General features: G+C 73.3%; 12 protein-coding genes. 7 read left to right on the forward strand and 5 right to left on the reverse strand.

Annotated features, from left to right (window positions below; all coding sequences use genetic code 11):
* From ACFOX0_RS26690 to ACFOX0_RS26710, 5 genes are all read right to left on the reverse strand, one after another.
* Complete coding sequence (locus ACFOX0_RS26690) at positions 1–837, reverse strand: amino acid ABC transporter permease (RefSeq protein WP_377550931.1); 837 nt, start codon at positions 835–837, stop codon at positions 1–3.
* Complete coding sequence (locus tag ACFOX0_RS26695) at positions 834–1,658, reverse strand: ABC transporter substrate-binding protein (protein ID WP_377550933.1); 825 nt, start codon at positions 1,656–1,658, stop codon at positions 834–836. Before ACFOX0_RS26695 ends, ACFOX0_RS26690 begins: the two co-directional genes overlap by 4 nt.
* 116 nt (positions 1,659–1,774) lie before the next feature.
* Positions 1,775–2,443 carry a response regulator gene (locus ACFOX0_RS26700; protein WP_377550936.1) on the reverse strand — a complete coding sequence of 223 codons (669 nt, stop codon included), beginning with the start codon at positions 2,441–2,443 and terminating at the stop codon, positions 1,775–1,777.
* Complete coding sequence (locus ACFOX0_RS26705; protein WP_377550939.1) at positions 2,440–3,726, reverse strand: sensor histidine kinase; 1,287 nt, start codon at positions 3,724–3,726, stop codon at positions 2,440–2,442. The genes ACFOX0_RS26700 and ACFOX0_RS26705 overlap by 4 nt, the downstream gene beginning before the upstream one ends.
* A 98-nt stretch (positions 3,727–3,824) precedes the next feature.
* Positions 3,825–4,949 (reverse strand): FUSC family protein, encoded by a 1,125-nt coding sequence (locus ACFOX0_RS26710; RefSeq protein ID WP_377550941.1) that lies wholly within the window; start codon positions 4,947–4,949, stop codon positions 3,825–3,827.
* Between the two features lie 414 nt (positions 4,950–5,363).
* Here ACFOX0_RS26710 and ACFOX0_RS26715 point away from each other — a divergent pair, with 414 nt between their 5' ends.
* The 7 genes from ACFOX0_RS26715 to ACFOX0_RS26745 all read left to right on the forward strand — a co-directional run bounded on the left by ACFOX0_RS26715 (position 5,364) and on the right by ACFOX0_RS26745 (position 13,089).
* Positions 5,364–7,634, forward strand: a complete 2,271-nt coding sequence (locus ACFOX0_RS26715) for an AfsR/SARP family transcriptional regulator (protein WP_377550943.1) — start codon at positions 5,364–5,366, stop codon at positions 7,632–7,634.
* A gap of 175 nt (positions 7,635–7,809) precedes the next feature.
* Positions 7,810–8,442 carry an LmbU family transcriptional regulator gene (locus ACFOX0_RS26720; RefSeq protein ID WP_377550945.1) on the forward strand — a complete coding sequence of 211 codons (633 nt, stop codon included), beginning with the start codon at positions 7,810–7,812 and terminating at the stop codon, positions 8,440–8,442.
* 121 nt (positions 8,443–8,563) lie between these two features.
* Positions 8,564–9,313, forward strand: a complete 750-nt coding sequence (locus tag ACFOX0_RS26725) for a histidine phosphatase family protein (protein ID WP_377550948.1) — start codon at positions 8,564–8,566, stop codon at positions 9,311–9,313.
* Positions 9,297–10,166 carry an NAD(P)H-hydrate dehydratase gene (locus ACFOX0_RS26730; RefSeq protein WP_377550951.1) on the forward strand — a complete coding sequence of 290 codons (870 nt, stop codon included), beginning with the start codon at positions 9,297–9,299 and terminating at the stop codon, positions 10,164–10,166. The genes ACFOX0_RS26725 and ACFOX0_RS26730 overlap by 17 nt, the downstream gene beginning before the upstream one ends.
* A gap of 120 nt (positions 10,167–10,286) precedes the next feature.
* Complete coding sequence (locus tag ACFOX0_RS26735; RefSeq protein WP_377550954.1) at positions 10,287–10,679, forward strand: SCO5389 family protein; 393 nt, start codon at positions 10,287–10,289, stop codon at positions 10,677–10,679.
* Positions 10,680–10,751: 72 nt separating this feature from the next.
* Positions 10,752–11,909 carry a hypothetical protein gene (locus ACFOX0_RS26740; protein WP_377550957.1) on the forward strand — a complete coding sequence of 386 codons (1,158 nt, stop codon included), beginning with the start codon at positions 10,752–10,754 and terminating at the stop codon, positions 11,907–11,909.
* Positions 11,910–12,012: 103 nt separating this feature from the next.
* Positions 12,013–13,089 carry a permease gene (locus ACFOX0_RS26745; protein ID WP_377550960.1) on the forward strand — a complete coding sequence of 359 codons (1,077 nt, stop codon included), beginning with the start codon at positions 12,013–12,015 and terminating at the stop codon, positions 13,087–13,089.

Below are 13,089 nucleotides of genomic sequence, written 5' to 3' on the forward strand. Positions count from 1 at the left end.
TCACCTCCCCTTCGCGGCCCGGCGTTCCAGCCACCGGACCACCTGCGACAGCGGCAGGGTCACCGCCAGGTAGAGCAGTCCGGCGACCACCAGCGGGGTGGGGTTCACCCGGGTGTTCAACGCGTCCCCGGCGTACTTGGTCAGCTCGATGGTGCCGGCGGTCACGCCCAGCACGTACGCCAGCGAGGTGTCCTTGGTGAGCAGGATGATCTCGTTGGTCAGCGGCGGGATGACGATCCGGAACGCCTGCGGCAGGATGATCGACACCATCGCCCGGGTGTGCGACATGCCCAACGTGCGGGCCGCCTCCAACTGTCCCCCGGGGACCGCCTGGATGCCGGCCCGGATGGTCTCCGCCATGTAGGCCGCGGCGGTCGCGCCGAGGCCGAGGGTGACCGAGCCGTACAGGCCGCCGGGGATTTCCCGGTCCGGGAACGCCAGCGGAACGCCGTAGCCGACCATGAACAGCACCAGCAGCGCCGGCAGGCCGCGGAACAGCTCGATGTAGGCGGTCGCCAACCACCGGTACGGCAGCACCGACGACAGCCGCATCAGCGCCAGCACCAGGCCGAACAGCAGGCCGAACACGAAGGCGAGCAGCGTGTAGACGATGGTGTTGCGCAGCGCCACGGTGACCACGTCGGGGAACATCCCGCGGGCCACGTCGACCCGGAGGAAGGCGTCAGCCAGCCGTCCCCAGTCGGCGGCCGCGGCGACCCCGACGACGACCAGCGCGAACACGGCGTAGCCGGCGCCCCGGCCGAGCCGCTGCCGCTGCCGCCGGCCCAGCCGGCGGCGGGCGGCCGGCCGGGCCGGGGCGACCGGTGTGTCGGTCACTTGGCGGCCGGCTTCGCGCCGATCCACTTCTCGTACAGAGTGTCGTACGTGCCGTCCGACCTGGCCGCGGCGAGCGCCTCGTTGAGGGCCTTGAGCAGTTCGGGGTTGCCGCCCTTCTTGACCGCGAAGCCGTACTGCTCACCGGTGTCGAAGCCGCCCGCGACGACGACCTTGCCGGGGTTGGCCTTGACGTACTCGTTCCACACCGGCAGGTCACCCACGGCGCCCTCGATCTGCCCGGTGGCCAGCGCCTGCTGCGCGGAGCCGAGATCCTTGTACGCCACCACCTCGATCTTCAGGTTCTGCTGCTTAACCTGGGCCTTGACGTACTCCTCACCGGTGGTGGCGGCCTGTACGCCGAGTCGCTTGCCGGCGAAGTCGGCCAGACTCTTGTACGGCTTGCCGGCCGGCACGGCCAGCGCCTGGGTCGCGTCGAAGTACGGCTCGGAGAAGTCCAGCACCTGCTTGCGGGCGTCGGTGATGGTCATGCCGGCGGCGGCCACGTCGCACTTGCCGGAGTTGAGGTCGGTGCCGGACCTGATGCCCTCGAACGGGGTGTCGACGATGTCCTGCGGCACGCCGAGCTTCTTGGCCGCCAGGTCGATCAGGTCGACGTCGAACCCGACCACCTTGCCGGCCGCGTCCTTCGCCTGGAACGGCGAGTACGGCAGGTGGGTGCAGGTGGTCAGCTTGCCGGCGTGCACCAGCTTCACCCCGGAGTCGGTGGTCGAGCCGGTGTCCTTCTTCGCACAGCCGGTGACGGCCAGCAGGGCGATCGCCACGACGGCGGCACCGCGCCGGGCACCTCGTAGCCTCTTCATCCGTTTTTCCTCCCCATGGGCGAAACCGCTGGTGACGCCGGGAGGCGCCGCCGAACGCGGACAGGTTACGCCAGGCGGCGCCGACCGGTCACCGGGGTGTTGATCGTCACAGACGGTCACCACCCATCCGACGGCCCGGCCAGGCCGGACCGGTACGCCAGCACCACCAGTTGTGCCCGGTCCCGCGCGCCGAGCTTCGCCATCGCCCGGTTGACGTGCGTCTTCGCCGTCGCCGGGCTCATCGTCAGCCGGGCGCCGATCTCCTGGTTCGACAGGCCCGCGGCGACCAGCCCGACGACCTGGCGTTCCCGGGCGGTCAACTCGGCCAGCCGGTGCGCCGGGACGGGTTCGTCGCCGGGCCGGCCGACGAAGGCGGCGATCAGCCGACGGGTCACCGGCGGCGCCAGCAGGGCGTCCCCCGCGGCGATGACCCGCACGGCCTGCCGCAGCGCGTCCGGCTCGACGTCCTTGAGCAGGAAACCGCTGGCTCCCGCGCGCAGCGCGGCGAAGACGTACTCGTCCAGGTCGTAGGTGGTGAGCACCAGTACCCGAACGCCGGGCAGCCGGTCCTCGGCGAGGATCCGGCGGGTGGCGGTCAGCCCGTCGGTGCCCGGCATCCGGACGTCCATCAGCACCACGTCCGGCCGGTGCGCCCAGGCCAGCCGCACCGCCTCGGCACCGTCGGCCGCCTCGCCGACCACCTCGATGTCGGGCGCGCGTTCCAGCAGCGCGCGGAAGCCGGCCCGGACCAGGTTCTGGTCGTCGGCCAGCAGCACCCGAATCATGTCTGCACCTCCCCGCTCGGCAGCCAGGCCCGGACCAGGAAGCCGGGTCCACCGTCGTCGGCCGGCCCGGCGGTCAACCAGCCGCCCAGGCTCGCGGCCCGCTCCGCCATCCCGCGCAGGCCGTGGCCACCGGCACCGCCGGACAACGCGGGACCGTCCCGGCCCGGACCGGGTCCGTCGGTGCCGGCAGCACCGCCCGCCGCCGCCGGGCCGTCGTCGCGGATCTCCAGGGCCAGCCCGTCGGCCCGGTAGTCCAACCGGACGTCCACCCGGCCCGCCCGGGCGTGCCGGTGGGCGTTGGCCAGCGACTCCTGGACGATCCGGTACGCCGAGGTCTCCACCAGCCGGGGCAGCGGGCGCCGGCTGCCGGCGTACCGGACCTCGACCGTCGGGCCGGTCGGCCCGTACGCGGTGGTCAGCCGGCCGAGCCGGTCCAGGCCCGGCAGCGGCGGCGGCACGTCGGCCGGCGCGGACCCGGCCGGTGGCTGGTCCGGCGCGGACCCGGCCGGGCCGCGGAGCACGCCGACGGCCGCGCGCAGTTCCGCCGTCGCCTCGCGACAGGCGGTCCGCACCGCCCGCAGCGCCCGCCGGGACCGCTCCGGCGCCTCGTCCAGATAGTCGGCCGCCACCCCGGCCTGCACGGTGATCACACCGAGCGTGTGCGCGGTGACGTCGTGCAGCTCGCGGGCCATGCGTACGCGTTCGTCGGCGACCCGGCGCTCGGCGGCGCGTTCGCGTTCCGCGGCGAGCAGCGCCAGCCGGACCTCGACCTCGTCCCGCCAGGCCCGGCGGCTGCGGACCGCGTCGCCGAGCAGCAGCGCCGACACGAACACCACCGTCGAACCGTCCAGCACCGCCTCGAACAGGTGCGTCCCGGAGATCGTCGTGCGCCCCAGGGCGTCGGCCACGATCAGCGCGCCCGCGACCATCAGCGCCGCCAGCCGGCGCGGCGCGACGGCCGCCGAGTACAGCGCGATCCAGACCGGCACCGCCGGCTCACCGCCGGGATAGTCCAGGACGTGGTACGCCAGCCAGCCCACCACCACCGCCGCCATCGTCACCGCCGGCCAGCGGCGATGCGGCAGCAGCGCCACCGACATGGCCAGCCCGATCCCGTACGCCGTCGCGTCCGGCGGCCGTTCCCCGGCGTCCACCGTGCCGGTGCGGATGCGGTAGCCGGTGGCCAGCGCGGCGAGCAGGCACAGTCCAATGTCGACGGCCCAGGGCGGGATCCGCCCCGCCGGCCGACGCGTCCGCCCGATGCGGTCGACGGTGACGGCCATGGCACCGAGTGTAGGAAGTCGACGTGTGGTACCCGCGGGCCGACCCGCGGCGGTGCACGGCGGCGCCGCTGCTGGAGGTGGACCCGGTCGCGGCCCGGTCAGACCGGGGGCAGGCCGAGTGCCTCGTCGACCCGGCCGAGGATCTCGGCGTCGTCGCCGCCGACGCCGCGCAGCAGGTCGATGGCGGTGGCCCGGACCTGACCGACGATCATGATGAGCGGCAGCGGTGGGCCACCCGTCAGCAGGCCACCGGCCGTACGTACGGCGGTCAGGGCGGCCTCGTCGGCCTCGTCGGCGTACCGGTCGGCGGCCTCGCCGTCACCGGTGAGGTCGGCGGCGAGCGCCTTGCCCGCCACGCGTACCGCCTCGGCGAGGGACCGGAGCGCGGCGGTGAGCTCCGGCGGTGCCGGCGTCGGCAGCCGGCTCAGCGTCACCGCGGCGCGGGCCAGCACGCGGACGTTGCGTACCGCGTAGTCGACCTGGCGGGTCGAGGCGTCGACCGCCCGGACCCGGCCGATGTGCCGGCGTCGGCGGACGTTGAGCCGTAGCGCCTCGCCGGCCGCCTGCACCTCGTCCTGCAACCGGTCGACGGCGGTGTCCATGCCGCGGGCCTCGGTGAGCGCCGTCCGGGCGGCCGGTTCGTCGTGGTCCTGCAACGCCTCGGTGATCCGGTCGACCAGGTCGGCCAGCGCGCCGAAGGTCTGCCGGGCCTCGGCGACCAGCGGGGCGAGCGGATCGCGGGCCGAGACGAGCTGGCTGGCCACCACCGCGACGCCGCCCCCGATCAGCGCGTCGACGAACCGGAACGGCACCCAGGTCTCCGCGCTCGGGGCGATCACCACCAGGTAGAGCGCGGAGACGGCGGCCTGCACCACGGTCACGGTGCTCGCGCCGATCGCCACCGCGAGACCGATGGTGAGCAGGATGACCGTGAAGATCGTCCAGGTGGTACGCGGACCGAGCGCCTGGATCACCAGGTCGGCGACGAGCACCCCGGCGGCGACGCCGAGGACCACCTCCACCGCCCGACGCATCCGCTGCCCGCGGGCCTGGCCCAGCACGATCAGCGCGGCGGCCGGGGCGAAGAACGGCTGCGGATGGCCGATCAACCGGGTGTCGATCACCCAGGCCACGGTGGCGGCCAGGGTCGCCTCGACCACCGGCAACCAGCCGTCCCGCAGCCGGCCGAAGGCGGTACGGAACCAGGTCACCCGAAGCGCCACCGCGCGTCCCCTCCTTCCCGGGCCGACCACCCACCACCCCCTCGGCGGTCCGAGATGTCCGCGGCGGCCCTACCTTACGAGGTCAGCCGGCCGACGCCGGCTCCGGGAAGCGGCAATGTCCCCGCCTGAACGGATAAATCACGTGTCGAGCCGACATATGCGCGTGAAAGGCCCGGCGTTCGGTCGCGCCCGCCGCCCGGTCGTCGGGCCGTCGCACGACCGGCGGGCTGCGGCGCATTCCGTCCCGCCGGCGAGACACCTGCCCGACATATCGCCCCCGGGGTGGCAATTGCCGCCGCTCATCGTGCTACTTGTCGCAAACTCGTCATAGGCTTACGCCGATGCGGTAACCCGGGGGGCGATCCGATGGCTCACGCAGGGCCAGCTGAAGTGCGGGCGAAACTGCTAGGCACCGTGACGGCGACCGCCGGGGGGCGGGACATCGATCTCGGTTCGCCGCAACAGCGCGCCATGTTCGCGGTGCTCGCGAGCAGGGCGGGCCAGGTGGTCAGCCGCGAGGAACTGGTCGACGCGGTCTGGGGGGCCACCCCACCGACCACGGTGGACAGCAGCATATACACCTACGTGGCCCGGCTGCGGCGCATCCTGGAGCCCGGCCGGCCGCTGCGCGCGCCGTCGACCCTGCTCGCCCACCACGGTGCCGGCTATGCGCTGCACCTGGGCACCGACCAGGTCGACGCGTTGATGTTCGACGACCAACTCGAACACGCCCGACACCTGGCGGCCACCGGGCAGTTCTGCGCCGCCGTCGCCGAGCTGGACACGGCGCTGGCGCTGTGGAAGGGCCCGGCCCTCGGCGGCGCCGTCGGCCCGTTCGCCGAGGCCGCCCGGTTGCGGCTGACCGAGCAGCGGTTCAGCGCCCGGCAGGAACGGGCCGAGTGCCTGCTCAACCTGGGCCGACCGGCCGACGTGATCGCCGAACTGTCGGAGTTGGTCCGCTGGCAGCCGCTGCGGGAGCGACTGCGGCAGCTCCGGATGATCGCCTTCTACCGGCTGGGCCGACGGGCCGACGCGCTGGCGGAGTTCCGGGAGATCCGCTGCCTGCTGATCACCGAACTCGGCATCGAGCCCAGTGACGACCTGCAGCGCTGTCACCAGCAGATCCTGCGCAGCGACCCGGACCTGGACGCCCTGCCGGTCGGCCGGCGGTATCTCGACGGGTCGGTCGACCCGCCGGTCGTCCCGGCCGCTCCGGCCCAACTACCCAGGGACACCCCGGGGTTCACCGGTCGGGCGGCCGAACTCCAGCGGCTGCACGCCCTGGTCCAGGAGGCCGAGGCGGCCGGGGACGCGGCGGTGATCATGATTGACGGCGGACCGGCAACCGGCAAATCCGCACTTGCCGTACATCTCGCCCATGAGGTGTCCGGGCGGTTCCCGGACGGGCACCTCTACCTCGACCTGGCCGGCACCGGCCAACCGGCCAGCGTCGGCAGCGCGGTGGCCCGGCTGATGGCCGACCTCGGTGACCACCGCGCCCTGCCGGCCACCGCGGACCGGCAGGCGGCGATGTTCCGCAGTGCCGTCTGGGGTCGGCGGATGCTCATCGTGCTGGACGACGCGGCCTCCACGGCCCAGGTCCGCGCCCTGCTGCCCGGCTCGCCGTCCTGCGTGGTGCTGGTGACCAGCCGGGCCAAACTGTCCGGGCTCGCCGCCCGGGAGGGCGCCGGTGGCATCACGCTCGGTCCGATGCCGACGGACGACGCGGTGAGCCTGGTCAGGCACAGCCTCGGCCTGGACGAGAACGACCACACCGACGATCCGGTGATCCGGGAGCTCGTCCGGGCCTGCAGCCGCCTGCCGCTCGCCCTGCGGGTCGCCGCCGAACGGGTGCTCAGCCAGCCCGGTCGCCCGGTGACCGAGGCGATCCGCGAGTTGCTCGACCGGGAGTCCCCGCTGGATCGGGTGGAGTCCAGCGACCCGGCGTCCTCGATCCGGGCCGTCTTCGCCACCTCGTACGCCGCGCTGCCCGGTCCCGCCGCGGAACTGCTGCGGCTGCTCGGCGTGCACGGCGGCACCGAGATCAGCCTCGCCGCGGTGTCGGCCATGGCCAACATCCACCCGACCCGGTCCCGGTCCCTGTTGCACACCCTCGTCGAGGCCCGGCTGATCGATCATGCCGGGCCGGACCGGTTCCGCCTGACCGGGCTGATGCACGCCTACGCCGCCGAGCGGGCGATCACCGAGGACGCACCGGCCCGCCGGTCCGAACTGGCCCGCCGGATGCTCGTCTTCTATCTCGGCCACGCCGCCTCGGCCCTGCGCGCCCTCGGGCTGTCCGGCGCCGGGCAGCCGTCCTGCGGGCTGCCGAGGGTCCCGATCGACGATCCGGACCAGGCCCGCCACTGGCTGCACGCCGAGACCGGGAACGTACTGGCCGCCGTCGCCGCCGGCCACCTGCACGGCCAGCCCGAGCTGGCGCAGCGGCTGCGTGAGCTGATCGAACCGGGTCCCCGTCCGATCGCCTGGCCGACGGCCGGCCTGCCCCGGCGGCCGGCGATCTGCGCCGACCCGGACTGGTCGGCGGTCACGCCGGTCGTGCCGACGGAGCGGGCGGGCGGGCGGAGGCGGTCCGCCACGGCGCCGCGACAATTGGCCCCCACCGACGAGCACGAACCGGCGGGCGCCCGCCCCGAAAAACGCAATCTCTTGGGGAAAATTTGAGGTAAACCCACCGACGCTACCGCAAAGGCGCGCGGCCCAGCAGCGAAGATGCGGCCACTACAGACTTCGTCTAGACCGCGTCGAGAAGGCACCGGCAGAATCAGCCGCCAATGTCCTGTAACTAGTGACACGGGGACGTGACAGCTTGAATCCGAACAGTCACGGAAATCTGACAGTGCAGCTGGGCCGGCCGGTGCCGCCGGCCGGCCCGCTGCGGCCCGCCGAGACCGCACGGTTATCCATCGACGGCGGCACGTTGAAGCGGCGTACCGCGTTGTTCATGCCGCAGGGAATGCCCATCTCCGCCTGGAGCCAGTTGGGCCGGCAGATATTCGTCGTGTCCGACGCGTCGTCGTGGTGGCTCGGGGACTGGCTCATCTACGGCCAGTCGCAGTACCCCGACCGTTACAAGCGGGCCATCGCCGAAACGTCGTTGGACTACCAGACGTTACGCAACTACGCCTGGGTCGCCCGCAGTTTCACGCCCGACCGGCGCCGCGACGCGCTCAGCTTCCAGCACCACGCGGAGGTGGCCGGGCTCTCCCAACCCGAGCAGGACGCCTGGTTGACCCGGGCCGAGCACCACGGCTGGTCCCGCAACGAGCTGCGCAGGCGGATCCGGGCCAGTCGGCAGCCGGAGGGCTCCGACCGGCAGGTGATCAACATCCAGATGAACGTCATCGCCGACCAGAAGCAGCGCTGGCAGGAGGCCGCCGAGACCGAGGACAAGGAGCTGCTGGCCTGGATGTCCTCGATCCTGGACGGCGCCGCACGCCGCGTCCTGGAGGCCCGCACCACGGACAACTGACCGCGCGCTGATCGCTGGCACTTCTCCGGCTCGACACGCCGGTCGGGCAACCGGAGAAGTGCCAGCGATCATGGTGCGTCCACCCGGTTTCCGGCAGTGGTGGGTGGGTAGGGGTTGGCGCATGGCGGAGTTGGAGCGCACGCCGGAGTTGGCGCAGTTGTGGATCGTGCGGCACGGGGAGAGCGTCGGCAACGTCGCCGCCGCCGAGGCCGAGGCCGCCGGGACGGACCGGATCGACCTTACCGACCGGGACGCCGACGTACCGCTGTCGCCGCTGGGTCGCGAACAGGCCGCCGCGACCGGGCGGTGGCTGGCCGGCCTGCCCGCCGACCGGCGGCCGCAGGTCGCGGTGACGTCCACCTACCGGCGGGCCCGGCAGACGGCCGACCTGGCACTGGCCGGCACCGGCATCCCGGTCAGCCGGGACGAACGCCTGCGCGACCGGGAGTTGGGCATCCTGGACCTGCTCACCGGCCAGGGCGTGCGGGCCCGCTACCCCGACGAGGTGACCCGCCGGCAACGGCTGGGCAAGTTCTACTACCGGCCACCGGGCGGCGAGTCCTGGGCCGACGTCGCACTGCGGCTGCGTGCCCTGCTCGGCGACCTGCGCCGGGACCACGCCGGCCAGCGGGTCATCCTGTTCGGCCACGAGGCGCTGGTGCTGCTGCTGCGTTATCTGATCGAGGGACTCGACGAGCCCGAGCTGACCGAGCTGACCCGTTCGACAAGTGTCGCCAACTGCTCGGTCACCGGCTGGTCCCGTGCCGGGTCCGGGCGGCTGGTGCCGGACGGGTTCAACGAGATCGGCCACCTGCGCCAGCAGGACACGCCACCGACCCGGGAGGACGACGTCCGTGCCGAGCCAGTCTGATCCGACCGTCATCACCCCCGGCCTGCTGCGCGACTGGGCGATGCCGGTGCCGGAGGGTGGCAAGAGTGCCCGGGGCACCGTGCTGGTGGTGGGCGGGTCCCGGTTCGTCCCGGGCGCCGTCCTGCTCGCCGGGTTGGCCGCCCTGCGGGCCGGCGCCGGCGTACTGCAACTGGCCTCGGCCGAGTCCAGCGCCGCGGCGTTGAGCATCGAGGTGCCCGAGGCGCTGGTCGTCGGCCTGCCGGAGACCGGGGACGGGGCGGTCGCCGGTGACATCGGCGACCGGCTCACCGACCTGGCCGGCGCGGCCGACGCCATCGCGATCGGACCCGGGCTCACCGACATCGAACAGACCCGGGCCCTGCTCCGCCGTACCCTCGCGGTGGCCGGCGACCGGACCGCGCTGGTGCTCGACGCGTACGCGTTGGGGGCGCTCAGCCACGAGCCGGAGTTGCTCGCCGACCGGAAGCTGCCGGCGGTGCTGACCCCGAACATGACCGAGGCCGAGCACCTGCTGGGCCACGAGCCGGGCGACGACGTCGCGGCCGCGGCGGTCGAACTGGCCGACCGGTACGGCTGCGTGGTGGCGCTGCGCAGCCACGTCGCCGCGCCCGACGGGCGGATCTGGCGGGACGAGAGTGGCGACACCGGGCTGGCCACCTCCGGCAGCGGCGACGTGCTGGCCGGCATCCTCGCCGGGCTGCTCTCCCGGGGCGCGGAGCCGGCGCAGGCGGCCTGCTGGGCCGCGTACGCGCACGCGGCGAGCGGACAGCGGCTGGTGCCCCGGTTCGGCCGGCTCGGCTTCCTCGCTCGCGAACTGCTCGACGAGGTGCCTCGGGTGCTGGCACAGATCTGACCGACACGACGACACGCGGGCGACGCGTCGCGGCGGGTCATTGACTCGACGAGGCGAAAACGACAATCATTGTCGTTAAGTCCCGCCGGCGCCGTCGGCGGCCGACCGTGAAGGAGCGTCATGTCTCTCACCGTCTCCCCCGACCTGCTGGCCGCCGCCGAACGCGGCCCGGTCGACGACGCCGCGTTCGTGGACTGCGTCCGACAGTCGTTGCCGTACGCCTGGCAGACCGTGAGCCGGGTCGTGGCCGACCTGGACTCCGCCGGTGGCCCGTTCGCCGACAACGCCGTACCGCCACCGACCGAGGCCGACCGCGGGCAACTGCTGCGCGCCCTGGCCAGCGACGCGATCCGGACCGGTCTGGAGCGCCACTTCGGCGTCCGGCTGGCGTTCCAGAACTGCCACCGGGTGGCCGCGTTCCGACCCGACGCGATTGATTCCGACAGTTACCGCCGGTTCGTCTCCGCCCGTGGGCAGCTACTGAACCAGTCCCCCGAACTGCGCAACTGCTGACCTTCGTAGGACCGGCGGTCGCGTTACCCGACCGCGCCGGCCGCCGCCCGGAACGCCCGGTAGCCTGTCGCGATGACAGGTGCCCGCGTACGGGCGACGGCCGGCGACCCGGCGGCCGACCGACCACCGCACCGGCGAGCAGCGCGGATGGCCGTCCCGCCCGGCCTGGTGGTCGCGCTGATCGGCGCCGTCCTGCTGATCGTGCTCTCACCCACCGGGGACCCGGCGGCGGTCCCGACCGGACCGGTCCCGGCCGACCAGGCGTGGGCCGGAGCGCGGCGCGCGGAGACTCCCGGTCCGATGCCGGACGGACCGGCCTACCGGCCCGGGTACTTCCTGACCCTCGACACCTCCGTCGGTACCGCGCCCACTCCGGACGGGCGCCAGTTGCGGCTGGTGAGCCGGGCCACCGACGGGACGGGCCGGGAACTGCGCCGGCTACCGATCACCTCGTCGCCCCAGTTCGACGGCTTCGTCGCCGCCGACGGGCGGTTGGCCTGGGCCGAGTCGACAGTCGGCTCGGCCGGACAGGCCCGGGTCCGGCTGTGGACGGCGGATCTGGCGCGTGGCGATCCGCCCCGTGAGCTGACGGCCGACACCGGGGCGGTGGCGTTCTTCAACGCGGATCACGACATGGTGATCGCCGACGGTCGGTTGCACTGGGTGGCGGTCGCACCCGGCGACGAGCCGGCCACCGAGATCCGGTCGGTCGCCCTCACCGGCGGTCCGGTGGCGGTTCGCCGGGAGCGGGGCGCCTGGGCCCTCGACCGCTGGCCGTGGCTGGTTAGCGTGACCGCGGGCGTCGAACCGGTACGGCTGCGCAACCTGACGACCGGTGTGCTGATCACGGTCAAGTCGGCACCGACCGAACAGCTCTCCTGCGGCGGCACCTGGTGCCGGGTGTCCACCGTGTCCGGTGCCGGCCCGGTCAACATCGACCTGATGCGGCCCGACGGCAGCGACCGGCGGCCGGTCGTCAACGGTGTCGGCGTCGTCTCCGTCACCGACGTCGCCCTGCTCGACCGGTTCGAGGTGTACGCGGTGGGCGCCGCCGATGCCAGCCTCACCGCCGGTCAGCACCTGATGGCGTACGACCTGAAAACCCGACGGACCGTGGACATCGTCCCGGACGCGGGTGTCGTGCAAGCTCGGGCCGGGGTGCTCTGGTGGTCGACCGGCCGGGATGAGGCCACCGTCTGGCACGCGGTCGACCTGCGCACCATCGGCTGACCGTCGGTCCGTGGCGGTACCTCGTCCCGCCGGTCGCAGGCCGGCCGGGCCGGTCCGCCCCCGTAACATCTGATCGCCGCCCCACAGAGAGGCAGTCGTCATCATGCCCGACACCGAACGCGTCGCCGTCGCCGGCGGCGTGGGCGACGGGATCGACTGGTCGGTCCCGGCCGAACCGGCCGACGACACCCATCCGCGACGCGGGGGTCCGGCCGAACGCCGACGGCACACCCGCCCCCGAGTCGGCTCGGTCGAGGTGCTCGCCGGATTGCTGATCCTGCTGGTGCTGCTGCGTGGCAGGCTGACCGGGCTGGTGGACAGCCCACGCTGGCAGACCTGGACCACGGTGTTCGTCTCCGTCGTCGTGCAGGCCATCCCGTTCCTGGTGTTCGGCGTGCTGCTGTCGGCCGTCATCGCCGTATTCGTACCGCGCTCGTTCTGGGCCCGCGCCCTGCCCCGGCACCCGGCCCTGGCCGTACCGGTGGCCAGCTGCGCGGGTGTGGTACTGCCGGGTTGCGAATGCGGATCGGTGCCGATCGCCGGCTCGCTGATTCGTCGTGGCGTGACGCCGGCCGCCGCGCTGGCCTTCCTGCTCGCCGCGCCGGCGATCAACCCGATCGTGCTGACCGCCACCGCGGTCGCGTTCCCGGACAACCCGGAGATGGTGGTCGCCCGCGGCCTGGCCAGCCTGGTCGTCGCGATGCTGATCGGATGGTTGTGGCTGCGGCTGGGCCGGACCGAGTGGATCAGATTGCCGGCCCGGGCGGAGCCGGAAGGCTCACGTGCCCGGGCGTTCTGGGCCGCCTGTCGACACGACGTCATCCATGCCGGAGGATTCCTCGTCCTCGGGGCGATGGCGGCGGCCACGATCAACGTCTTCGTGCCGGAGGTGTGGCTACGGCAACTGGCCGGCAGCCCCTTCCTGGCGATACCGGCCCTGGCGGTCCTCGCCGTGCTGCTGTCCATCTGTTCCGAGGCCGACGCGTTCGTCGCCGCGTCGTTGTCCCAGTTCTCGCTGACGGCCCGGCTCGCCTTCCTCGTCGTGGGACCGATGGTGGACCTGAAACTCATCTCGATGCAGGCGGGCATGTTCGGTCGTGGCTTCGCCCTCCGCTTCGCACCGGCGACGTTGGTGCTGGGCGTCGGGGTCGCCACCCTCGTCGGGGCGGTGCTGCTGTGA

Source organism: Micromonospora zhanjiangensis (assembly GCF_042650605.1).
Taxonomy (GTDB): Bacteria; Actinomycetota; Actinomycetes; order Mycobacteriales; family Micromonosporaceae; genus Micromonospora_J; species Micromonospora_J zhanjiangensis.

Bases quoted from the DNA above. Each gene is read 5' to 3' on its own strand.
- ACFOX0_RS26695 (WP_377550933.1), bottom strand. From the start codon at position 1,658: ATGAAGAGGCTACGAGGTGCCCGGCGCGGTGCCGCCGTCGTGGCGATC.
- ACFOX0_RS26700 (WP_377550936.1), bottom strand. From the start codon at position 2,443: ATGATTCGGGTGCTGCTGGCCGACGACCAGAACCTGGTCCGGGCCGGC.
- ACFOX0_RS26705 (WP_377550939.1), bottom strand. From the start codon at position 3,726: ATGGCCGTCACCGTCGACCGCATCGGGCGGACGCGTCGGCCGGCGGGG.
- ACFOX0_RS26725 (WP_377550948.1), top strand. From the start codon at position 8,564: ATGGCGGAGTTGGAGCGCACGCCGGAGTTGGCGCAGTTGTGGATCGTG.
- ACFOX0_RS26735 (WP_377550954.1), top strand. From the start codon at position 10,287: ATGTCTCTCACCGTCTCCCCCGACCTGCTGGCCGCCGCCGAACGCGGC.
- ACFOX0_RS26740 (WP_377550957.1), top strand. From the start codon at position 10,752: ATGACAGGTGCCCGCGTACGGGCGACGGCCGGCGACCCGGCGGCCGAC.
- ACFOX0_RS26745 (WP_377550960.1), top strand. From the start codon at position 12,013: ATGCCCGACACCGAACGCGTCGCCGTCGCCGGCGGCGTGGGCGACGGG.